Source organism: Burkholderia reimsis, assembly GCF_003294055.1.
In the GTDB taxonomy this organism is placed as follows: Bacteria; Pseudomonadota; Gammaproteobacteria; order Burkholderiales; family Burkholderiaceae; genus Burkholderia; species Burkholderia cepacia.
Map to the genome: position 1 here is coordinate 1 of NZ_QMFZ01000041.1, position 21,820 is coordinate 21,820.

Below are 21,820 nucleotides of genomic sequence, written 5' to 3' on the forward strand. Positions count from 1 at the left end.
GGCTGCTGTCGTTCACGCTGTCGATCGACGACCTGGTGCTGTCGGCGTTCCTGTCGGGGCCGGGGTCGACGACGCTGCCGCTGGTGGTGTTCTCGCGCGTGCGGCTGGGGCTGAACCCGGAGATGAACGCGCTGGCGACGCTGTTCATCACGGCCGTGACGATCGGCGTGATCGTCGTGAACCGGATGATGATCGCGCGCGAACGGCGCCGCGTGGCCGACATGAAGGCGGCGTTCGCGGTGGCGTGACGACGAACTCCGGCTTCGACGATAACAAGCAGTGCAGACAAGCAAGGCGCGCTGCCCCAGGGGGGGCGCGCGATTCGATCCCGATTTGACAGGCGCACGACAAGGAGAATCCGCAATGAAGAAGAAACTGATCTGCCTGCTGGTGGCCGGCGCGTTGCCGGGCATCGCGCTGGCCGACTCGACATCCGCCGAGATCAAGGCGCTGCAGGCGCAGGTCGCGGCGCTGCAGAAGCAGATGAAGGCGATGCAGGCGCAACTTTCGGCGAAGGGCGGCACCGCGACCGCCCAGGCCGGCACGAAGGCCGCGCCGGTCGCCGTGGCCGTCGATCCGGGCTCGCCGGACTACGGCAAGGCGCAGGCGACGCTGACCAACGACGAAGTCGGCGAAATGAAGCAGCAGATCGCGAACCAGCAGCTGAAGGTCGATTCGCTGACGGACGCGGCCAACACGGGCCCGCTGGCCGGCCTGTCGGTCACGGGCTACATCGACCCGACCTACATCTACAACCGCGCGGCCGGCACGTCGTCGTTCCTGTTCGCGAACCACGAGAACGCGTACAACTACTTCAACAGCACGTTCGGCGATCTCTACCTCGACATCAAGAAGACCTTCGGCGTCGGCCCGATGGCACCGTCGGCGGAAATCACGCTGATGCCGAACCGCGGCAACGGCATCACGCTGCTGCAGAACTCGCGCGGCTCGATCACCGACAACCTGCTGAACACGGCGGTCATCAACGTGCCGATCACCGCCGAGACGACACTCGTCGCCGGCTTGATCCCGAGCTTCGGCGGCTACGAGGTGCAGCAGTCGAACCAGATGCTCACGCTCACGCACAACCTGCTGTACGATTTCTCGGATCCGGGCAGCTATGTCGGGATCGGCGCGAACTACACGAAGGGCAACTGGGCGTGGAAGTTCTTCCTCGGCAACGAGCAGTACCGCACGTACGGTTCGGTCACGCAGAAGGGCACCAACGCGCTCGGCGACCCGATCACGACCAGCAACAAGGTGCCGACCTTCACCGCGCGCGCGGACTACACGTGGTCGAGCGCGCTCGACATCGGCGGGTCGTTCAACATCGGGCGGCAGACGCTGTCGTCAGCCGCGGTAACTGATCCGGTGACCGGCCAGCAGATCGGCACCAACTACGGCCCGGGCGGTGCGGCACCGAGCGCATACGGTTCGTTCTTCTTCGGTGAACTCGACGCGACCTACACGCTCGCCGACATTCAGTACAACGCGGAAGTCGACTACGGCCGTCAGCAGCATGCGGCGTTCAACGGCGGGCTCGCCCAGTGGTACGGCCTGTCGCTGCTCGCGCACCGCAAGTTCAACGCACCGGTGGTCGGCCGCATGGGCGTGACGCTGCGCTACGACCTGCTCGCCAACTCGAAGAACGGCGGCGGCGGTGGCGGCATCGCGCTGAACGGGAACGGGATGGATCCGAGCAACGGCTTCGGCGTCGACGCGGACTGCCTCGCGCAATCGAAGGCCGGCGGCGGCCTGGGCTTCGAGTGCAAGGGGGCGGTACGCCAGGACGTCGCGCTCGACCTGCTGTTCTACCCGACCCAGCAGATCACCGTGAAGGTCGAATACCGGCACGACTGGGCGAACAACAAGGTGTTCCTGCGCAACGACGGTTCGTACGGCAAGTCCAACGACCTGCTCGCGACGCAGTTCATCTATTCGTTCTGACGCAGCACACGCGGGACGCCGTGCCGCGTGCACGGCGTCCCGCGCCGTTTTTACCGGCCGCAACACGATGCATCGCGCATCGCGTGCCGGCCGCAACGAGGGAGTCGGTCTGATGACGCAGTCTTTCACCCGCCGCGCCGATGCGCTCGCGCGCGACTCGTACTACGAGGCGACGGCCGTGCGGCCGGCCGCCGACGACCCCGTGCTCGAAGACACGATCGACGTCGACGTCTGCGTGATCGGCGCCGGCTTCGCCGGCCTGTCGACCGCGCTCGACTGCCGCGCGCGCGGGCTGTCGGTCGCGGTCATCGATGCGCACCGGCCCGGCTGGGGCGCGTCGGGCCGCAACGGCGGGCAGGCGATCACCGGCTTCGCGAAGGACGAGGAAATCGAGCGGCAGCTCGGCGCCGACGGCGCACGCGCCGCGTGGTCGCTGTCGCTCGACGGCGTCGCGCTGATCGCCGAGCGGATCGCGCGTTACGGGATCGACTGCGACTTCACGCGCGGCTACCTGACGGTCGCGACGAAGCCGCGCCGCATCGACGACCTGCGCGCATGGATGGACGCCGCAACCGGGCGCTGGGGCCATCCGTCGCTGTCGTGGCTCGACACCGGCGAGATCCGCGCGCGCATCGCGTCGACACGCTATCTCGCGGGTGTCTACGACCCGCTGTCGGGCCACCTGCATCCGCTCAAGTACTGCCTCGGCCTCGCCGAAGCCGCGCGGCGCGAAGGCGTCGCGCTGTACGCGCACACGCCCGCGCTCGACGTCGTGCGCGGCGCGCGGCCCGTCGTGCGCACGCCGTCGGGCGACGTGCGCTGCCGCTTCGTCGTGTCGTGCTGCAACGCGGGCCCAGGCGGCGTGCTGCCGGCCGCGACGGCCGCCCGCATCGCGCCCATCGCGTCGTACATCATCGCGACCGAGCCGCTCGGCCAGGCACGCGCCGATGCGCTGATCGCGCAGCGCGAGGCCGTGTGCGACAACAACTTCTTCCTCGACTACTTCCGGCTGTCGGCCGACCACCGGATGCTGTTCGGCGGCCGCGCGAATTCGGCCGGCGCGTCACCCGCCACGCTCGCCGAAACGATCCGGCGGCGCATGGTCGGCGTGTTCCCGCAGCTCGGCGACGTGCGTGTCGACCACGCGTGGGGCGGCTTCGTCGACGTCACGCGCAACCGCGCGCCGGATTTCGGCGCGCTCGATCCGAACTTCTTCTACGTCCAGGGTTTCAGCGGGCACGGCGTCGCGCTCACCGGCGTTGCAGGACGCGCGATTGCCGGCGCGGTCGCGGGCGACACGCGCGCGTTCGACCTGTTCGCTCGCATGCGCCACCGGCGCTTCCCCGGCGGCGACGCGTGGCGGCAACCCGCGCTCGAGCTCGGGATGCTGTACCACCGCGTGCGCGAGCTGTTCTAAGCCCATTTATTCGTTTTCCCGACCATGCAGACATTCGCCAACCAGCCGCACGTCGCGTCCTACTACGCGGCGACCGCCAACGATACGACCCGCCACGCGCCGCTCGCCGGCACGATCGATGCCGACGTGTGCGTGATCGGCGCGGGCCTCACGGGCCTGTCCGCCGCGCTCAACCTCGCCGAGCGCGGCCATTCGGTGACCGTGCTCGAAGCGTCGCGGGTCGGATGGGCGGCGAGCGGCCGCAACGGCGGCCAGCTGATCGGCGGGTTCGCGTGCGACATCGATACGTTTGCGCAGTTCATGCCGGAAGGCGACGTGAAGCGCATCTGGGACATGGGGCTCGAAACGCTGTCGCTCGTGAAGTCGCGCATCGCGCAGCACGACATCGACTGCGCGCTGGTGCCCGGCTACCTGACCGCCGCGAACACCGAACGCGATGCCGATTCACTGAAACGCTGGCGCGACGAAGCCGCGAAGCGCTTCGGCTACGACCGCTTCCACTTCGTCGAAGCCGACGAACTCGGCGACTACGTGCAGTCCGACCGCTATTGCGGCGGCCTGTACGACCCGGACAGCGGCCACCTCCATCCGCTGAACTACACGCTCGGCCTCGCGCGCGCGGCCACCGGTGCGGGCGTGCGCATCCACGAGGACAGCTGCGTGACGCGCGTGCGCGACGTCGCGGGCGGCCATGTCGTCGAGACGAGCGGCGGCAACGTGCGCGCACGTTTCGTCGTGCTCGCGTGCAACACCTTCGTCGGCACGCTCGCGCCCGCGCTGGCGAAGAAGATCATGCCGGTCGGCACCTACGTGATCGCGACCGAGCCGCTCGGCGAAGCGCGCGCCGCCGCACTGATGCCCGCGCGCGCGGCGATCTGCGACAGCCGCTTCGTGCTCGACTATTTCCGGCCGGCGCCCGACACGCGGCTCGTGTGGGGCGGCAAGGTCAGCTATTCGACGCGGGAGCCGCGCGATCTCGCCGCGGCGATGCGCGCGGACATGCTGAAGACGTTCCCGCAGCTCGCGGACGTGAAGGTCGACTACGCGTGGGGCGGCTTCGTCGACATCACGATGAACCGCGCGCCGCACTTCGGCCGCATCGCGCCGACGCTGTATTTCGCGCAGGGGTTCTCGGGGCACGGCGTGAACACGACCGCGCTCGCGGGCAAGCTGATCGCCGAGGCGATCGACGGACAGGCGAGCCGCTTCGACCTGTTCGACAAGATCCGCCATCGCGACTTCCCCGGCGGCGAGGCATTGCGCACGCCGGCGCTCGTGCTCGCGATGAGCTGGTACCGGCTGCTCGACGCGTTCGGCGTGCATTGAGCGGCGGCGCGGGCGGCGAGCGCCGCCGCCCGCCATGCAAAACGGCCGCGCGAACGCGGCCGCCGGGTGCCGGGTGCCGGATGTCGCGGCACCGGCACGGCAGGCAGGCGACCTGGCCTGCCCGACCGGCCGAAGCCGCTGCATCCGCGCGGGTCAGTCAGTCCCGTACTTCGGCGAGTGCGGCCCGTACAGCAACCCGTTCGGCGGCCCCGCCGACAACAACCTGCTGCTGGTCAGCCCGGCCACATCGTGCGCTTCGTCGGTCAGCGAATGTGCGACCTGCTTGACGGCCGCCTGCACCAGCATCCCGACGACACCGAACGCATTGACGCTCATGGAGTTGCCGACCTCCTTGCCGGTCGCACGGCCCTCGCCCTGCCACAGCACGTCGCCGCTCTTCAGGTCGACGAGCTTCGCCGACGCCGCGACCACCGTCGTGCTGTCCACCACCTGGTAGACGGAGCCGTATTGCGTGATCTTCGAATAGAGCGCGGCATCCGCGCCGAAGATCTCGCGCAGCTTCGCCGGCGACGTGTTCTGGATCTCGGCCGCGTTCGCGAGGCCGTTCTGCTTGAAGGTCTCGTCCATCACCGCGACCGGCACCACGTAGTAGCCCGACTCGGCGAGCGGCTGCGTCATCTGCGACAGCACCCCGTAGGTCGCGCCGACATCGGTGGTCTCGTTGACCGGCGGCAGCACGAGGATCGAGCGCGGCTGGCTCTTCTTGAAGGCCGTGTAGTCGGGACGCTTGACGGGTTGCGCGCATGCGCTCAGCAGCGCGACGAGCGACAGCACGGACAGCAGCTTGAATGAAAGTGTCTTGATCATGGCACGCACGTTACTGTTGGGCGGGAGTCGGATCGGCTTGCTTCCGGCCGGCGATCGCCTGGTCGGCGGCCTTCGGGTTCGCGGCCTGCGGATTCACGGCCTTCTTCTTCATCAGGAAATCCATGTACGACGCGGATTCCGGAAAGAGCGCCTTCTCGGCCTCGAACGACTGCGTGGCCTGCTGCCCGTTGCCGACGCTCGCGTAGAGCATCCCGAGATGCGCATGGAAGCCGGGCGGCGGCTTGTTACCCTTCGCGCGGATCTCCTGCAGCGCCTTCTCGAGCGCGTCGATCTGCTGTTGCGGCGAGCTTTGCCCCTTGAAGTATTCGTACACCTGCGGCTGATAGCCGTTCCACTGATAGAGCGGCGGCGTGGTCGGTGCCGCGCAGCCCGCGAGCAGCATGGCGGCCGCCGTCGCCGGCAGCCAGATTCCCCGTTTCATGGTCTTGTCTCTTCCGATGAGTGAGTGATTCGTCGAGCGCGTGTCGCGCACGGCGCTTACTGCGGCACCTTCAGCGTGCCGGCGTCGACCTGGTCGACGAGATGGTTCACGGCCTCCTGGATCGCGAGATCCAGCACCTTGCCGTTGAGCGTCGAGTCATAACCGGCGGTGCCGCCGAAGCCGATCACCTCGCGGTTCGACAGGCTGAACTCGCCCGCGCCCTGGCTCGATGCGACGACTTCCGACGTCGTCGTGTCGACGATGTTCAGGTTGACCTTCGCGTATGCGACCTGCGTCTTGCCGCGGCCGAGGATGCCGAACAGCTGGTGATCGCCGACGTCCTTGCGGCCGAACTCGGTCACGTCGCCGGTCACCACGTAGTTCGCGCCCTTCACGGCCTGCGCCTTCTTCATGAAGCCGGCTTCCTGCTTGATCTCGTCGAGGTTCTCGCGATCGAGCACGTTGAAGCGGCGGCTCTGCTGCAGGCGCGTGACGAGGATCGTCTTCGCCTGCCCGCCGAGGCGGTCGATGCCGTCCGAGAAGATGCCGCGCATGTAGCTCGAGCGGTTGTCGAACTTGCCGACCGCGATCGCGACGGGCTTGCCCGCGTACGGTTTCTGCGCGCTGCTCACGGCCGGCACGTCGAGCGTGCGCGACGATTCGGTCGCGCAGCCGGACAGCGCCGCAACGAGCGCCGCCGCCACGAGGACGGTGCGTCGTGTCTGAATGTTCACTGTTGGTCTCCTTGTGTGGAAAGATGGCCCGGAACGGGCACGCCGGCTCGCGAACGACCCGGCGGTCGAAACGGTTGCGGTGCGAACGGGGATGCGTGCGTCGGCGCGATGGACGCACGCGCGTTCATCGCCGCACCGGCGGTGGCAGTAGATGAGTGAAACGAGCGCGCAACCCGTGCGTTGCGACGACATGCGGATGCGCGGCGCGGTACGCGACAGGCTCGCGCGCGCCGGCTATACCGTTATTCTGGTTACTGCGCTGTTGATCGCGCATGATCGGCCCCGTATATGATTTTTCGCGATCATATCAAGCCTGTTTATCGAGATGAGGAGTCTTGATAATAGTTGACGATTTTCTTACTTATCCGACGCGCGCGGTCGAATCGGCGCAATTCCTCGCCGACAGGGGCTTTGCAGGCATATGGGCGCAGCGTGCCGATTTTCCTTTGTTGTCGCCGACGATCGATCTCGAATCCGGCGATATCAAGATATATTGTCCGTACCGCCCATCCGCATGACCCCTATCCCGAGAATAATCACCGAAATCCGGCTGCCTTTACCGCACCCGACGGGTTCGCCGGTCACGCTGCCTTCCGGCAATCCTGCCGCGCGTACGAACGCGCGCGCATCCGCTCCCGCTAGTCGGCCACCTTCTGCCGCATCGTCACGAACTCCTCGGCCGCGGTCGGGTGAATGCCGATCGTGTCGTCGAACTGCGCCTTCGTCGCGCCCGCGCGAATCGCGATCGCAATCCCCTGGATGATCTCGCCCGCATCGCGGCCGACCATGTGCGCGCCGACCACGCGCTGGCTGTCGCGCGCGACGACGAGCTTCATCAGCGTGCGCTCGTCGCGGCCCGACAGCGTGTGGCGCAGTGCCTTGAACGACGTGCGGTAGATGTCGACGTCGCCGTCGTAAAGATCGCGCGCGGTCGCCTCGGTGAGACCGACCGTCGCGACCTCGGGCTGGCTGAACACCGCCGACGGCACCCATTCGTGATCGGTCGCGACTCGCGACCCGCCGAACAGCGTGCGGGCAAGCAACGCGCCGTCGCGCGTCGCCACCGGCGTGAGCTGCGGCCGCGACGTGACGTCGCCGATCGCATGGATCGACGGCACCGACGTCGCCGAATACGCATCGACGGCAATCGCGCCACGTGCGTCGAGCATCACCCCCGCCTGTTCGAGCCCGAGCCCGTCGACGTTCGGCACGCGGCCGGTCGCATACAGCACTTGATCGTACGGCCCGTGCCGCGCATCGCCGACGCGCACGCTCAGCGTGCCGTCGTCCGCGCGTTCGATCGACTCGACCACCGCACGCGCGTGGATCGTGACGCCCTGCTTCGTCATCTCGTCGGTGAGGAACTGGCGCACGTCGTCGTCGAAGCCGCGCAGGATCTTTTCGCCGCGATAGAACAGGTCGACGTGGCTGCCGAAGCCGTTGAAGATGCCCGCGAACTCGACCGCGATATAACCGCCGCCGACCACCGCGATGCGTGCGGGCCGCGCGGCGAGCGACAACGCCTCGCGCGACGTGATCGCATGTTCGATGCCGGGCCGCGCCGGCATCGACGGGCGCGAGCCGGTCGCGATCGCGATATGGCGCGCGCGGATCGTGCGTTCGCCGATCGCGACCGTGTGCGCATCGACGAGCGTCGCGCGCCCGGCGTGCATCTCGACGCCCGATTGCCGCAGCAGGTTGATGTAGATGTCGCTGAGCCGGTTGATCTCGCGATCCTTCGCGGCGATCAGCGCGGGCCAGTCGAGCGTGCCGGCGCCGAAGGTCCAGCCGAAGCCCTGCGCGTCCTCGACTTCGTGCGGGTAGTGCGATGCGTAGACGAGCAGCTTCTTCGGGATGCAGCCGCGCAGCACGCAGGTGCCGCCGATCTGCTCTTCTTCCGCTATGCCGACGCGGGCACCGTACGACGCGGACATGCGCGCAAGCCGCACGCCGCCCGAGCCGGCCCCGATGACGAACAGGTCGTAGTCGAAATCCATCGCATTGCCTCATCGCAGTTCGGATGCAGGCACGATAGCAAGATTCCGGAATTCTTGCGGCACACGGTGCCGCCACGCGCACGCCCAATAAAAAACGGCGAGAGACGTTGCCTCTCGCCGGTCAAACCGGCTGCCGGGTGTGCCATGCGTCACCGATCGACCGCATGCCCGACCTGCCGGCTGCGCGGCACCGGCCCGGCCGGGTGCGCGAAGGGCGCGCCCACGGCCGGACCAGCCGCCATGCTCATGCCTGCGACGTGTCGCTGCCGTCCGTCGCCTGCGTGTCGTCTGCCTGCTGCGGCTGCTCTTCCTTCTTCTCGAGCATGCCTTCGATCGCTTCCGCGCCCTTGAAGCCGGCGACGGCGGCTGCCGCCTTGGTCAGCAGGCCCGCATCCGGATCCAGCTTTTCCGCGCCTTCGACGGCTGCCACTGCGCCAGCGATTTCACCCACGGTGTTCAGGATACCCATCGTCATCCCCTTTCAAGAAAATCGTGAGCGCATCGTCCCACGAAAAAAACCGGCGAACCGAGATTGTCATCACCGGATACACAAGTTACGCACCAGGCCGGCCGCGCTCGCCGAGCGTGACCGGAACGACGCACCGCGCGAGCCTGGCGGCACGCAACGGGCGATGCACGCAGCGTAGCGGAAAGGCTTCGCGCGCACTGTAAAAGTATGTTCTGGATTGCCGACGGTTCCCTTACGGCGCGGGGGTCTCGTGATGGAGCATTCGCCGAATAGTCGTGCGCGCGTATGAAGGTCGCACGACGAAAAAAAAGAGGCGCCTCGCGGCGCCCCTTCGATGCATGCCGGACGACTGCCGGCGCATGCGTTCCGGCGTTCGTCAGAAGATATTGCGCAGGCCGATCGCGATGCCGGTCTGGTTGCTGCGGCCGGGCAGCTCGACGTTCGCCGCGCCGTTCGTCTTGTTGAAGTCGACGGTGCCGTAGACTTCCGTGCGCTTGCTGAGCGCGTACTCGGCGATGCCGACGATCGCGTAGCGGTTGCCGCTCGCGAGCGTGCCGTTCGTGGTCATCGCATTGCGCATGTGGTCGTAGTAGAACGCGCCCGTCAGCGTCAGCGGTGCGCTGACCTGCCAGCTCACGCCCGCGAACGGACCGTCGTCGATCCGGCCGGTGCCCTTCGCGACCGGAATCGACTGCTGGGCGAGCAGGCTGTCGACGAAACCCGTGTCGTCCTTCGAGCGCAGGTAGCCCGCGTAGATCTTCGCCTTGCTGAACGCATACACGACGTTCGCGTGGTAGATCGTCTGCTTGCGCGCCGAGTTGTCGCTGTTCTGCTGCGCACCGGCCGCGATGCTGAGCGGGCCCATCACGTACGACAGCGACACGCCCCACGCATTGCCCTTGCCGAGCGAACCCGGGATCTGGCCCGAGAAGCCGCCGGCGCCGGTCGATTCGTAGTTGGTGCCGGTCGAGTACATCGCCTTCGCGGTCAGGCCTTCGAACTTGCCCGTGTACTTGATCTGGTTGTCCGCATACAGGCCGCCGCCGAGTGCGACCGGCAGCCACGCGTTTTCGAGGTAGTTACCGACCGTCAGCGGATCGTAGGTGTCCGACAGCAGGTCGAACAGCGGCGTCTTCTGGCGGCCGAGGGTCACGGTGCCGTACGGGCTCTGCAGGCCGACGTACGCCGCGCGGTTGAACAGGCGGCCGCTGTCGGCGAATGCGCCGTTCTGCAGGTTCACGCCGCTTTCGAGGTTGAACACGGCCTTCAGGCCGCCGCCGAGATCTTCCGTGCCGTAGATGCCGAAGCGGCTGTTCGTGATCGCGCCGTTGGTCATCGACAGCAGGCCGTCGTTCTTGGCGTTGGCGTTGGTGAGGTAGCGAATGCTGGCGTCGGCGACGCCCCAGAGCGTGACCGAGCTTTGTGCGGCCGCGTACTGGCTGGCAAATGCGAGCGCGGCGCCCCCTGCGATGGCTGCGAGTCGGGTGGTCTGCTTCATGAGCTTTCCTGGTTGTAGGTGTCTCCGTTCATGGCCGGCCGCGTGCGCAGCCGGGTGGCGATCGCTCGCGTTCTTGGCGCGCGCGATGTGGGCTGAATCATATGACGACTGCAATCGCTGAAAGAAATTGAAATGCGCGGTAACGGCGGAACTGTCGCCCGCGCACAACGCTGCGCGCGCGAGGCGCGCCGGGCGGGCGTCGGATGCCGCACGGCATCCTCCGGCCATGCGGCTTACGGGATGTCGGGTCTGTAAGCATCGCCCCGCAGGCGCGGGGGAACGGGCAGGCGGCCGGAAGTGCCGGCGGGAGGCTCCGTCACGCCGCCACAGGCGGCTCGCCGGGCGTCTCGCGCCGGCGCCAGGCACGCCGGAGGATCTCCGCGAACGCACCGGCGAGCAGCAGCGCGGCACCCCACAGCGCGAACTCCGGCACGAGCCGCGTGACGAGGCCGCCGATCACCGCGCCGGCCAGGAAGCAGAAGCTGATCGTCGCGAGCAGCGCCGAGTCGTGCAGCGCGCCCGCGTCGTAGCGCGGGATCAGCCCGACGAACAGCTTCTGCGCGGCGCGGCGCAGGTTGCCGGTCGTCATCACCGACGTGTACGACAGTTCCTCGAGATGGGTGAACGACAGCGTCTGCAGCGTCGCGACGAACGAAATGCCCGGAATCAGCCATGCGCTCGACGCGCCGACGAGCCCGCTCGCGGCGACGCCGAGAAAGGCGATCTCGACGAGCAGGCTCGCGAATGCGGTATGCCGCATCCACCCGCGCTGCGCGGCGAGGCCGAGCAGGTGCGCGACGAACACTGCGACCACGAAGCCGCCGAGCGGCGGCACGTGGTGCAGCGCGGCCGCCCATTCGCCGGCCGACACGTTGATGCCGAGCAGCGCGACGTTGCCCGTCATCGTGTTCGCGAACACGTGGCCGTGGCCCACGTACGTGTAAGCGTCGAGGTAGCCGCCGGACAGCGTCAGCAACGCGGCGACAGTGAGATTGCGGCTGGCGCCGTCGAGATCCATCGAGCCTCCCGTGAAGATTCGCGCCAGTATGGCGCACGGGACGTTACCGTGCGACGGTCATTGCCCGATGCCCGTGAGCCCGATCAGCGCGCCGCCCGCGAGCAGCCACAGCGGATGGATGCGCGTGCGCCACGCGAGCACCGCGCACGCGGCGGTGATGCCCCACTGGATCGCCGTGCGGTTCGACGCCTCGGAGATCAGCACCGCGCTCGCCGCGACGAGCCCGGCCGTGACGGGCATCATCCCCTGCTGCACGTAGCGGCGCCACGGCCGGTCGCGAAAGCGCTCCCACGCATGCAGCGCGAGCACGGTGACGATCGACGACGGCCCGAACTTCGCGAGCGACGCGACCAGCAGCCCGCTCCAGCCGGCCACGTGCCAGCCGACCAGCGACACGATCATCATGTTCGGCCCGGGCGCCGCCTGGGCCAGCGCGAACAGCGCGGTGAACTCGTGCGCGCTCATCCAGTGATGGACGTCGACGACCTGCCGCTGCATCTCCGGCAGGATCGTGTTGCCGCCGCCGAATGCGAGCAGCGACAACTGGCTGAAGATCGTCGCGATGGCGATCAGCGTGTCGTTCATGGCCGGCCTCCCGGCTGCGTGTCGCGCGCCGCGGCCGGCGCCGGCTGCGGCGTGCCGGCATCGCGGCGGCGCGACGCGAGCCAGATGCTGACGGGCGTCAGCACGAGCATCGCGGTCAGCAGCGGGATGCGCAGCACCGCGATCGCGACGAACGCGAGCGCCGCGATGCCGGCCGCCGCGTGCGCATGCCGCAGCGGCTTCGCGACCTTCACGGCCATCGCGACGAGCAGCCCGGCCGCCGCGGCGGCGAGCCCCGCGAACAGGTGCTGCACGCGCGGATCGTTCTGCGTCTTCGCATACAGCACGCCGAGCGCGACGACGACGAGCGTCGGGCCCGCGATCAGCCCGAGAATGGCGGCGAACGCGCCGGCCACGCCGCGAAAGCGCATGCCGACGGCCACCGACAGGTTGATCACGTTGCCGCCCGGCAGGAACTGGCACAGCCCGAGCAGGTCGGTGAATTCGTCGGCGGAAAGCCACTTGCGCTCGTCGACGATGGTGCGCCGCGCGAACGGCAGCGCGCCGCCGAACGACATGAGGCCAAGCGACAGGAAGCCGGTGAACAACTCGGCGAGGCCGATGCGGCGGGGTGACGCGGCCGGCGGCGGAGCGGCGGGCGGAAAGGCGGATTGCATGGGGCTCCTCATCAAACGGTGAACCGAGGTTACCGCCGTTCGGCAGGCCTGCAAAACGATTTTATCGGCGCGCCCTTGTGATCTAGAATCACAAGCATGGCACGCGATCTCCCGCCCTTTTCCGCGCTTCGGGCCTTTGAAGCCGCGGCACGACATGAAAGCTTCAGCGCCGCCGGCGACGAGCTGCATGTGACTCACGGTGCCATCAGCCGCCAGATCGCCGGATTCGAGGCATGGCTCGGCAAGCCGGTGTTCCACCGCTACGGCAAGCGCGTGAAACTCACCGACGAAGGCCGCCGCTACCTGGACACCGTGCGCGCGGCGTTCGACAGCATCGCGCACGCGACCGAGCAGCTGCGCAACACCGGCGCGGCGCGCGTGCTGCGCATCAACGCGCTGCCGACCTTCGCGATGAAATGGCTATTGCCGCGCCTGTCGCGGTTCCAGCGCGACGTGCCGAACGTCGAGCTGAAGCTGTCGACGTCGAACGCGCCGCTCGACGCGCTCGACGGTTTCGACGTCGCGATCCGCCGCGGCCCCGGCCACTGGTCGAACTGCACGAGCGGCCACTTCCTCGACGAAAGCGTGATTCCGGTCTGCAGCCCCGCGCTGCTCAAACGCGCGCCGATCGCGCGCGCGGACGATCTCGCGCGCCACGTGCTGCTGCATTCGGATACGCGGCCGGAAGGCTGGCGCGACTGGTTCGCGGCGGCCGGCGTGACGATGAAGGGGCGCAAGCGGCAGTCGTTCGACCACTTCTACCTGGCGCTGCAGGCGGCCGTCGACGGGCTCGGCGTCGCGCTCGGCCCGTTGCCGCTGATCGACGACGAGCTCGCGAGCGGCCGGCTCGTGATGCCGCTGGCGGGGCCGCGCATCGCGACGCGCAGCTACTGGTGGATCGCGCCGCGCGCGCCGGCCGACGATCCGCTCGTCGCGCAGTTCTGCGCGTGGCTGCAGGCGCAGTCGAATACCGGCGCGTGAGGCAAGCGATCGGCGGCGTTGCGCCGCCGGCCCGGGTCAGACGACATCCGGCCGAGCGGTTGGTCACGGACGATCCGGATCATCCCGCCGCCTCATGACGAGAATCCCGGTCAAGGCGTTCAGATCAGCGGCTGCGTACCGGGCATGGCCGCGCCTCGCGTCAGTTCCTGGCCGGTCGGCGCCGAACGGACCACCAGTTGAACATAACTGTTCGTCGGCCCGTACGGCGCGAAGAACCGTTCAAGCAGTTTCGTGAATACGATCAGGCTAACTTCGCGTAGCGCGGTCTCGTCAAGCGACAACATGATTTCGATGCCGCGCACGAATGACGGGAACTGATTATCCAGCGACATCCATTTCATCGCCGGCTTGTATTCCAAATCGGTAATCGCGTCGATGCAGCGCTGCGCGAGCGGCGTCGTGCGCACCGCGTGGAGCCGCAGGAATGCTTTCAGCCCCGATAGCCCGTCCCGCGTGAGGTCCAACGGATGCGGCGATAAAGTCGACAGTACCCGCCACAACGCGCCGTTGCCGCGCGGCAGCTCAGCCGTCAATGTCGGGCGAGTGATCATCTGAATCGGACAATCCAGCGTCTTGCTTTCGAGCAGTAAGTCACCCACCGAATTACCGATCGACAACCGAGCCGGCAAGTCGCGATTCGTCGCCGTCGTCACCACATCGATTTGCGGCAGCTTCGGCCGAGCCGACTGTCCGTCTTGTCCGACCAGCGACAGCATCATGGTTTGCCGACCGGGCGATCCCGCGTCGCGATCACGAAACGCGACCCAATAAACCGTCGCCGAATCAGGGCTCGGATCGTGACTCAGCGCCTGATAGGGCCGCACCAGGGTCCTGGACCGATCACCGTCGAGCGACACGTCCTCGTCTTTGTCCTTCTTCTTGGACAGTTCACCCAGATAGACTGCATCGACCGAATACACGCCGAGCGGCGAATGTTTCGTCAGTCGTACGGGCTCAACGGGGTAGGCGTCCTGCCCCTTCAACACGATGGGCTGGGCAGGTTGAGAGAAGAGATTCACGACCGGCGTGCAAAACAGCTTGAACGCCGTCGCGTCAAGTGACGCGAGCGCCAGCGCAGCGATCGAATCGGCCGGCGTATCGCGCAATACGACATGCAAGGTCAGTTCCCGAGCATCGGGGGCGTTGGCCGCACGCCGTACGCGGCCGATGTCGAGATCGACGAAATCGAACAGCTCGGGAAACGCGAAGTATTCCAGCAAGTAGCGATAAGTGGTCGCGGTGCGGCTGGTGGTTCTGCTGCCCGGCAGCAAGCGATCGTCATCGGCGAACCCGACCGGCTCAAACGGCACCTTCGATATGGCCCGCCAGCGCCCACATTGATCGACCTCAACATACGCGGCGGCCGCGCGCAGCAGCAAAGCATCCAGCAGCGACGAGACAAACGGCCGCTCGCCGGAAAGGTAGACACGTATGGGGCCGTCGGTGATGGCCGCTGTGAACGGGCCGGCAGCCGACGTGAAACTGATCGACAGCACGCCAGTTGCGTCGGCGGGCAAACTCACGGCCGATGGTGCCAACGTCGTCGGTGCATACCGAGCGGACCGGATTTGCAATGGCGAGATCGTCACGTCGTAGGCCGACCGGAATCGCACCGGGGCCGTGCGTGCATTCAGCTCCACGCCACGCGGCACGACGACCGGCTCTGTCAGTTGACCGACGATCGCCCGTGGTTCGAATCGGGCAATCGCGCACGATGGCACGGTTCGCAGATAGTGCGGGTGGACGACCTCAAGCAACGCCTCGGTGAATTCGGGATAGTCGTCGGCGAGCTTCGAATCGAGGTGCGCGGCAAGAAACGAAAAGGTCTGAATCAGACGTGTAACATGCGGATCGTCGGTCCGGCCGCTCTGGATGCCGAGCCGGGCGGCGATCTTCGGATAGCGGATCGCGAAATCACCCAATGCCCGCGCGAACAACCCGAGTTCATATTCGTAATGCGACAGCAGGTGATCCATTCAGCTACAGCCCTAGTCGGTCGGGACGCACGAGCGTCGGGCCGACGAAGATAAGTTTGCGCAATGCCGCTTGTGGGCCGTATGGCTGCATCCGGAAGTGCGGTCGCCGCCAGTGGCCACTTACTTCGCGCTGCGCACTGTCCGATGGGACTGATCCGGCCGCCTCGGCGTCGAGAATCGCGGGGCCGACGACATGGCGATCGTAGAGCTGTTCGATTTCGGCGAGCCGTTCCGTGCGCTTACGCTTGCCAAGTCCCGGAAAGTGTCGCGGCGCGTTCGAATAAGCGCGATCAGGGACGACCTGCGCATCACGTGCGTTGAGGTACAGCAACATCTTGATCGCATAGTCCAGGGCGTCGCGCCAGAACCGCTGAGCATCTGGCGGATCGGGCATTCCGTCAGCCGCAGGCCGCTGGAACAGGTCGTCCACCAATTCACTGATCGTCTTGTCGGGATCCTCCAGCGGCAGCGTAATCGAATCCATCGTCGCGCCGTCATCGGGACCGCCGGCCATTAACCACGTCGCGAATCCAATCGACCGTTCATTCTTGAAAATCGCGATCGCCTCGATGTCGCCGGCTTGTTTCCAGCGGGTGGGTTCGGGAATGATGCAGAGCGTATCGGTGGGCATCTTTAGCATGCCGATCGGCACATCCTCCGCGATGTAGGCGGCGTCGAGCAGGCGGTGCAGCGGTGGGGTCGGTTCGTAAAATGCTCCTTTGCGCACCTCGAACGCGAGCCACACTGCGCTGTACTGAGCGACCCCGGCGAGCGCGTCGGCAGAGCGACCGTCAGCGCCGTGCGGCAAGAGGTCCCGCGTGAAGCGATCGAAATAGCGCGTCAGGCGCCGGACACCGTGCGAGCGCAGCATCTCGGTAAGCGTCGGCGACGCCACGCGGTCTGTTGCGGCTCGCAGCGCGTCCCACGCGGCGAGCGCACCGGTAACCCGATAGCGAACCGGTCCAGGCAGGCGAGCGAGCTTCGGATCGGTAACGGCATCGCCCGAGCGCACCAGCGCGGTCACGAGCCGCTGGCGAATATCGGTTCGCAGCGCTTCGCGCTGAGCCTCCGAAATCAAAACAGGGTTGCGTGACGGCGCCCCCGTCAAAGTTACTTTCTCCCCCCTATCTACCGAACCGCTCATGCACGATACCTCTATTCAAGCGACGAAATCAGTCGCGCCCCGCATTCCGTCAGATCGTCGTGAAAGGCGACCGGCGTACCGTGATGGTCGCGCGTGCTGTTTTGCGGAATGATCCTGAACTGCCCGCCGCACTTTGGACACCACGTCAGGTGATCCTTCAACGCAACCGGCACGCCCAGCGCCGTCAAATCGTCGCTTGCGGTAATGACTTCGCCCCCGTGGGTCGTCTTGTCACGCAGGCGGATCACGCCACGTCCGTTTTCGTCTTTCATGTTGCGTCTCGCTGCGCGGTAGCCGCCGTGGCGGGGTCCTTGAGCCACGCAGCCGCGTACCTGAGACCATCCGGCTCACTGGTCCAGTTCGGGACGCGCGCATGATCGTCGTCCGGATAGTCACCACGTTGCTGGGCCAGTACCGTCGCGGCCCAACCGACTGGTGTACTTGCGCGCGGTTCGGCATACAGGTCATCAGGCGAGACCATGGAAATACGCGCGATCGAATCCGGCCAGACAGGCGCACGGCACGTCACATTTGCCATCATCCGCATGACCGTGAACGTCAGAACCGCAGGCATCGCGATCAGCCGCATGAGCAGCGGCGCGCTCATGCCGAAGTTGTACAGCGAAAACAAGAATGATTCGCGCGGCGTTTCATGCTGGGTATGGAACAGCATCGGCTTGGGCAGACCGTGCGGACCGTTGTTCATGTATATGCACCAGTAGTTCCACTGCGCCAGCGCCAGCCGGGCCTGCGAACTGGTCCACTCACGACCAATCGAGAATACCCGCGTCACATTGCCTTGGTTGTCTACCGTGTAGTGCCGGATGTGAAACACCGTGCCGAAAGGTGTGACTTCTTGATGCAGACAAAAGATCGCATCATCATTCCACGGTACTTCCCACACGACATCGCCTTCGCCAGACTTCGCGAAGAACCGCCGTGCGCGAATCGAATAGAGCGTACGCGAGGCACGGTGGAACCGTATCGGTCGGTAGAGCAGGCCAAAAAACAACCCCCTGCCGAGATTCCAGACGATCGAACCAAACAGTATTACAGGAAGAATTGCTAGACCGTTGAATACGAACATCCAAAAGGCAGGTGCCGGGTCGCTATGCGTGAGTATGTAAACATACGGGCCAATTCCCATCGCCAAAAAGGCAATCAAGACCGCCATGATGACCCACTGCTTATCCAGAAACCCAGGGTCGATAACATCCATGAAAGTGGAGTTGACGGTAAAGACCGTTCCGAGGTCCTTGATTTCCGGGCCAGCCGGCTGGCTAATCGACAGGCGGTGAGCCTGATCCCATTCGGGGATCGGCGCACCGACGCACTTCTTCATCAAGCGCTCGTCCATGCGTCAATCTCCCATTGCAGAATTGAAGGCTTTTAACTCTTCATCCATTGTGTGATAGCCCGGTTCTTTGCTGAATTTGCACCGTGATACCCAATCATTAATAGCCGCTGATTTGAAATACACGATCACGAAGCCGATCACAATGGAAATCACCAGAATCGGCCAGAGAGGCGGCATCCAAGCGGCGATGAACGGCACAGCAGAAAGAAGTGGGGAGAGCGCAATATATACTCCGAGAGTTCCACCGACCACATAGAGAGCAGTCAGTCCATACTCCTTGTTCCCGTATGCCTCCGGAGCATTTTTAAACAGGTCGTAGCATGAGAGGATGACGCCCGCAACCGCCCCGGACCATCGAGCGACCTTGGCGGTAATTTCAGCCGTATCGTGATTGAACCAAGCCCAATGTTTCATAAGGAAAGCCGAGAGCGGGTGCTCGGGGGCCTTGGCGACGGTTTCGGAGACTGTCTCGACAAGATTGCCGATGGTTGAGACGACAGCGCCAGAAAGTTTGAGCAGGGTTTCGTTATAGTTAAAGCTATCGCTGCCCTTGAAATCCTTGTAAGCGAATCTCAGCGTCGCGATCTGGAAGATTGCGGTGGCAATCCCCTGATTGAATTCGACGGGCGACGATGAACCCAGCCATTTGCGAGTCATCTCCACGCCCGGAAGCTTGATCGCTTTGACCTCGCTCGCATCCAGCTTGCCCGACTTCACCCATGCATCGGTATCGATCGCATAGGCAAACACGGCTGGGTCAGATGGCGGCGCAGCCTTGAAGACCTCGCGACGAATATTAGCGGCAGCGGCCTGCCGTTCGAGTCGGTCGCCGTCCATGTTCAAGCCCAATGCATCGCCCTGCTTGAACACCCAGTTACGCATCTCGGCCGGCGTGATGTGGGCGGCCTTGATCGACACGCCCGCATGCAACGACAGTCGGATCGTAGCGAAACCGATGGCCGCGCCTTTCCCCCCCTTCGCCAGCACATTGACGATCGTGTTGGCGGTCGTCACGATGAGCCGGTCACGCAGGTTCGCGGCATTACCCAGTTTCTCGATCTGCTTGAAGGCTTCCTTGTACAGATTCAGGATGTTTTCGTACTGAATGTCCGAGCCGTGTACCTGCGCATCGGCCGCCTTCATCAAGGTTTCCTGATTGAACATCAGCGCTCGCACATACAAATTACGGGCATCCGATGCCTGACCGTTCAGCCAGTCATTGAGCACCTTCTGGCACGCTTCCGTGCCGGCCGCGGCTCCGATCGACTGCGCGCACGATTCGCTATAGGCGTAGCCGCTGCGCAGATCCTTTGTATCGTGATTGCCTGCCATCCAGTCGGCAAGCAACTGTGATTTGAGCCAGTCGGCGTGCGCCTGCACAAGCGGCGCCCATTTCGGCTTGAACGCGTCGAGCGCATGCGGGTACTCGTTATCGCGGAAGCGTTGCAGCGCTTGGGTATCGATCACGGTCACGGGTTTACCGTCCGGGCCCATCTGCGGCTTGCCGTCCGGCCCCTTCTTGTAATACGCGTCGCCCCAGGCTTCGTTGGCGGATTCGTTCGCCGCCTCCGGTACATTTTTCGAACGCTTGCTATCCTCGTCGGCGGCCTTCTCCAAACTCCCAGTCTTGATCCATCCCTTCGTGACTCGATAAAGGTAGCCAAAATCTATAGATTCCCCGCCTGACATTGGGGTTGGCGGCGATGCGGACTGATTGCCCATGTTGATCGCTGCCGATACAGCGTAACTGGTCTGGGTCTCCATTTTCGCGTTGGCCCGAATGCCCGCCTCGGCACGCTCAAGGAGCTGTGCCGACACGTACTTCCAGTACATCCCGGCGTCAAAACCATTGTTCAGATTCGGCACCGTGAGTTCGGAAAGATCGTTGGTGATCCCGACAGGATCGTTGACGGCAACGACAAAGCCTTTTTTGAGAGGCGACTGGGCCATGACGTCGCCGATGCGTGCGTCTGCGTGGCGCTGACGCAGCTTGATTTCGTCCTTCGGCGAGCGATTGCTGAAGCCGAACGCCTCTTTCATCGCACGATCGTCCATCGTGAAGTGCGCGATCTTGCTGCGCGTTGCCTGAAACTCGCCCGTGTCGGCCTCGTTGCCGGCCACCATCGCAGGAACGTTTATGCACTGCATATGCTTCTTGCGCCACGTGGCGTCCCCGATCTTGTTGAAGACCGTATCGCGCGTCCAACGTACGTTGGACCACCCGATCCAGAAGTTGGTCGCTTCGTCGCTGCCCGGGGTATGTTGGACGCCCACACAACGGCCATAGGATTCAGGTGCCATGTCGCTGGACGGGCAAATACCCTGGGTCACGTTATTCTCGGCCGCATTACCGGGCGGTGGCACGATGCTGGGTGCGAACTGGTAGAGCACACCGTCATCCAGCACCATGAAGGCACGCAGCTTCTTGCGCTTTTCGTCGTACGTGTACAGGTAGCCTTGCCGCAGCGACCGCAAGGTGTACTTGGCCGTCGCGACGGCCTGCGGGGCGCGCGCGTCGATACGGAAATTTCCGGACAGCGCGGGTGCTTTGGCCGCGCCGCGTGGACACGCGATCGCGTAGCGAACGGGGTAGATCAGCAGCGAGTCGCGATCGCAGATCGGACAGCCGGGGATGGTCGCCATAGTGTGATCCTTGAGCCTCGGAATATTCGTATTGGGATACCGGTGTTATTCGGCCAACAATTCTTGCTGTACGCGTTGTACCGCGTGTTCCACCAGCGCATCGGTGCCTGCGACATCTTGATCGGCCAAAGCATGCAACGCCTGATCGATCGCAGCCGGCAACCGCGCGGCTTGGTTAGACGTCAGCGCCGGCAATCGCTGGCGTACCTGCTCGGCAACTTCGCTGCGATCGAGGCGCGGCCATTGGTCCGGACGCGGCCAGCCGGTTGATTGGTCTTCGGGTACGACCTTCGCTCCTGGTACGTCGACGGACCAACGGTGGCCCGCCCATGCAAACCGCCAAACGTCGATCGGCCCGAGCAAAGCACGGCGCTGGTCCGGCTCGAGAATCGCGAGCGCGAGACTGAGAACACGCGGATCGTAATACCGCCAGAACACAGGGCGGCCGTCTGCGCCGGGACCCACCAGATGCCGGGCGATATGCTCGACGACCGTATCGGCGCTGGCTTCGGTATTGAGCCACGCGCACGCGACCGGCGGCCGCTCGGTAGTGACTTCATCTTGCCAATGCGCTGCGGCGATATCCTGGCTTTGCGCATCGAGCGCCGCGAGATCGATCAAGTGCGGCATCAATTCTTCCCGATGGGCCAGCACACGCGGCGAACAGGGGCGCATATCAAGTGCTGCGAGATCCGGCGCGTGAATAAGCATGGTCGGTTCAACCAGCAGAAAGCCCCGCGTCAGCGGTGGCGCAGCGGATTCGTCAACGGACAACATGAGAGTAGTGGCGGCGTTCATCGGC

19 protein-coding genes and 1 pseudogene are annotated in these 21,820 nt (G+C 65.3%); 5 read left to right on the forward strand and 15 right to left on the reverse strand.

Translation table 11 applies throughout. The annotated features are described in order from the left end of the window. The 4 genes and pseudogenes from DPV79_RS33610 to DPV79_RS33625 form a co-directional block, all read left to right on the forward strand. Positions 1-248: pseudogene (locus DPV79_RS33610) on the forward strand (putrescine ABC transporter permease PotI); the annotation flags it as partial. A gap of 115 nt (positions 249-363) precedes the next feature. Continuing rightward, positions 364-1,947, forward strand: coding sequence for a DUF3138 family protein (locus tag DPV79_RS33615; RefSeq protein ID WP_048026635.1), 1,584 nt, complete (start codon positions 364-366; stop codon positions 1,945-1,947). A gap of 112 nt (positions 1,948-2,059) precedes the next feature. Next, entirely contained in the window at positions 2,060-3,364 is a 1,305-nt protein-coding gene (locus tag DPV79_RS33620; protein ID WP_113047479.1) for an NAD(P)/FAD-dependent oxidoreductase, read from the forward strand. Between the two features lie 24 nt (positions 3,365-3,388). Then, entirely contained in the window at positions 3,389-4,690 is a 1,302-nt protein-coding gene (locus DPV79_RS33625; RefSeq protein ID WP_048026634.1) for an NAD(P)/FAD-dependent oxidoreductase, read from the forward strand. Positions 4,691-4,843: 153 nt separating this feature from the next. On the opposite strand, the gene DPV79_RS33630 is transcribed toward DPV79_RS33625, so the two are convergent. From DPV79_RS33630 to DPV79_RS33670, 9 genes are all read right to left on the reverse strand, one after another. Continuing rightward, positions 4,844-5,518 carry a DUF799 domain-containing protein gene (locus tag DPV79_RS33630; protein ID WP_027788935.1) on the reverse strand — a complete coding sequence of 225 codons (675 nt, stop codon included), beginning with the start codon at positions 5,516-5,518 and terminating at the stop codon, positions 4,844-4,846. 10 nt (positions 5,519-5,528) lie between these two features. Then, entirely contained in the window at positions 5,529-5,960 is a 432-nt protein-coding gene (locus DPV79_RS33635) for a DUF4810 domain-containing protein (protein ID WP_048026633.1), read from the reverse strand. Positions 5,961-6,016: 56 nt separating this feature from the next. Continuing rightward, positions 6,017-6,688 (reverse strand): CsgG/HfaB family protein, encoded by a 672-nt coding sequence (locus DPV79_RS33640; protein ID WP_182670311.1) that lies wholly within the window; start codon positions 6,686-6,688, stop codon positions 6,017-6,019. 644 nt (positions 6,689-7,332) lie between these two features. Next, complete coding sequence (gor, locus tag DPV79_RS33645) at positions 7,333-8,691, reverse strand: glutathione-disulfide reductase (protein ID WP_059586888.1); 1,359 nt, start codon at positions 8,689-8,691, stop codon at positions 7,333-7,335. A 244-nt stretch (positions 8,692-8,935) separates the two neighbouring features. Then, positions 8,936-9,160, reverse strand: a complete 225-nt coding sequence (locus tag DPV79_RS33650) for a hypothetical protein (protein ID WP_043185162.1) — start codon at positions 9,158-9,160, stop codon at positions 8,936-8,938. 376 nt (positions 9,161-9,536) lie between these two features. Next, positions 9,537-10,658, reverse strand: coding sequence for a porin (locus DPV79_RS33655; RefSeq protein WP_011353454.1), 1,122 nt, complete (start codon positions 10,656-10,658; stop codon positions 9,537-9,539). A 316-nt stretch (positions 10,659-10,974) separates the two neighbouring features. After that, entirely contained in the window at positions 10,975-11,676 is a 702-nt protein-coding gene (locus tag DPV79_RS33660; protein ID WP_113047458.1) for a YoaK family protein, read from the reverse strand. 57 nt (positions 11,677-11,733) lie between these two features. Then, positions 11,734-12,261, reverse strand: coding sequence for a chromate transporter (locus DPV79_RS33665; RefSeq protein ID WP_043184629.1), 528 nt, complete (start codon positions 12,259-12,261; stop codon positions 11,734-11,736). Then, positions 12,258-12,896, reverse strand: coding sequence for a chromate transporter (locus DPV79_RS33670; protein ID WP_113047459.1), 639 nt, complete (start codon positions 12,894-12,896; stop codon positions 12,258-12,260). The genes DPV79_RS33665 and DPV79_RS33670 overlap by 4 nt, the downstream gene beginning before the upstream one ends. A 96-nt stretch (positions 12,897-12,992) precedes the next feature. Between DPV79_RS33670 and DPV79_RS33675 the strand changes: the two genes are divergently transcribed. Continuing rightward, positions 12,993-13,877: a transcriptional regulator GcvA gene (locus DPV79_RS33675; protein WP_021163478.1), complete on the forward strand. Its 885-nt coding sequence runs from the start codon at positions 12,993-12,995 to the stop codon at positions 13,875-13,877. Between the two features lie 119 nt (positions 13,878-13,996). Here DPV79_RS33675 and tssF read toward each other — a convergent pair whose 3' ends face one another. From tssF to DPV79_RS33705, 6 genes are read right to left on the reverse strand one after another with little or no spacing between them, the layout of a single operon-like run. Continuing rightward, positions 13,997-15,874, reverse strand: a complete 1,878-nt coding sequence (gene tssF, locus DPV79_RS33680) for a type VI secretion system baseplate subunit TssF (RefSeq protein WP_059619602.1) — start codon at positions 15,872-15,874, stop codon at positions 13,997-13,999. 4 nt (positions 15,875-15,878) lie between these two features. Beyond that, a complete protein-coding gene (locus DPV79_RS33685) occupies positions 15,879-17,018 on the reverse strand; it encodes an AcrVA2 family anti-CRISPR protein (protein ID WP_113047460.1) in 1,140 nt (379 codons plus the stop codon). An 11-nt stretch (positions 17,019-17,029) separates the two neighbouring features. Next, on the reverse strand, positions 17,030-17,290 hold the full coding sequence (locus DPV79_RS33690; protein WP_113047461.1) for a PAAR domain-containing protein: 261 nt from the start codon (positions 17,288-17,290) through the stop codon (positions 17,030-17,032). After that, positions 17,287-18,375, reverse strand: a complete 1,089-nt coding sequence (locus DPV79_RS33695) for a DUF6708 domain-containing protein (protein WP_113047462.1) — start codon at positions 18,373-18,375, stop codon at positions 17,287-17,289. Before DPV79_RS33695 ends, DPV79_RS33690 begins: the two co-directional genes overlap by 4 nt. Before the next feature lie 3 nt (positions 18,376-18,378). Next, the gene (locus tag DPV79_RS33700) at positions 18,379-21,018 is read right to left on the reverse strand and encodes a T6SS effector BTH_I2691 family protein (RefSeq protein WP_113047463.1); all 2,640 of its coding nucleotides are present in this window, start codon (positions 21,016-21,018) and stop codon (positions 18,379-18,381) included. A 45-nt stretch (positions 21,019-21,063) separates the two neighbouring features. Then, complete coding sequence (locus DPV79_RS33705; protein WP_244321846.1) at positions 21,064-21,816, reverse strand: DUF4123 domain-containing protein; 753 nt, start codon at positions 21,814-21,816, stop codon at positions 21,064-21,066. Positions 21,817-21,820: the final 4 nt, after the last annotated feature.

What these genes read in the sequence shown, in the direction of transcription:
- DPV79_RS33615 (WP_048026635.1), top strand. Translation starts at nt 364, where the DNA reads ATGAAGAAGAAACTGATCTGCCTGCTGGTGGCCGGCGCGTTGCCGGGC.
- DPV79_RS33620 (WP_113047479.1), top strand. Translation starts at nt 2,060, where the DNA reads ATGACGCAGTCTTTCACCCGCCGCGCCGATGCGCTCGCGCGCGACTCG.
- DPV79_RS33625 (WP_048026634.1), top strand. Translation starts at nt 3,389, where the DNA reads ATGCAGACATTCGCCAACCAGCCGCACGTCGCGTCCTACTACGCGGCG.
- DPV79_RS33630 (WP_027788935.1), bottom strand. Translation starts at nt 5,518, where the DNA reads ATGATCAAGACACTTTCATTCAAGCTGCTGTCCGTGCTGTCGCTCGTC.
- DPV79_RS33635 (WP_048026633.1), bottom strand. Translation starts at nt 5,960, where the DNA reads ATGAAACGGGGAATCTGGCTGCCGGCGACGGCGGCCGCCATGCTGCTC.
- gor (WP_059586888.1), bottom strand. Translation starts at nt 8,691, where the DNA reads ATGGATTTCGACTACGACCTGTTCGTCATCGGGGCCGGCTCGGGCGGC.
- DPV79_RS33650 (WP_043185162.1), bottom strand. Translation starts at nt 9,160, where the DNA reads ATGGGTATCCTGAACACCGTGGGTGAAATCGCTGGCGCAGTGGCAGCC.
- DPV79_RS33655 (WP_011353454.1), bottom strand. Translation starts at nt 10,658, where the DNA reads ATGAAGCAGACCACCCGACTCGCAGCCATCGCAGGGGGCGCCGCGCTC.
- DPV79_RS33660 (WP_113047458.1), bottom strand. Translation starts at nt 11,676, where the DNA reads ATGGATCTCGACGGCGCCAGCCGCAATCTCACTGTCGCCGCGTTGCTG.
- DPV79_RS33665 (WP_043184629.1), bottom strand. Translation starts at nt 12,261, where the DNA reads ATGAACGACACGCTGATCGCCATCGCGACGATCTTCAGCCAGTTGTCG.
- DPV79_RS33670 (WP_113047459.1), bottom strand. Translation starts at nt 12,896, where the DNA reads ATGCAATCCGCCTTTCCGCCCGCCGCTCCGCCGCCGGCCGCGTCACCC.
- DPV79_RS33675 (WP_021163478.1), top strand. Translation starts at nt 12,993, where the DNA reads ATGGCACGCGATCTCCCGCCCTTTTCCGCGCTTCGGGCCTTTGAAGCC.
- tssF (WP_059619602.1), bottom strand. Translation starts at nt 15,874, where the DNA reads ATGGATCACCTGCTGTCGCATTACGAATATGAACTCGGGTTGTTCGCG.
- DPV79_RS33685 (WP_113047460.1), bottom strand. Translation starts at nt 17,018, where the DNA reads ATGAGCGGTTCGGTAGATAGGGGGGAGAAAGTAACTTTGACGGGGGCG.
- DPV79_RS33690 (WP_113047461.1), bottom strand. Translation starts at nt 17,290, where the DNA reads ATGAAAGACGAAAACGGACGTGGCGTGATCCGCCTGCGTGACAAGACG.
- DPV79_RS33695 (WP_113047462.1), bottom strand. Translation starts at nt 18,375, where the DNA reads ATGGACGAGCGCTTGATGAAGAAGTGCGTCGGTGCGCCGATCCCCGAA.
- DPV79_RS33700 (WP_113047463.1), bottom strand. Translation starts at nt 21,018, where the DNA reads ATGGCGACCATCCCCGGCTGTCCGATCTGCGATCGCGACTCGCTGCTG.
- DPV79_RS33705 (WP_244321846.1), bottom strand. Translation starts at nt 21,816, where the DNA reads ATGAACGCCGCCACTACTCTCATGTTGTCCGTTGACGAATCCGCTGCG.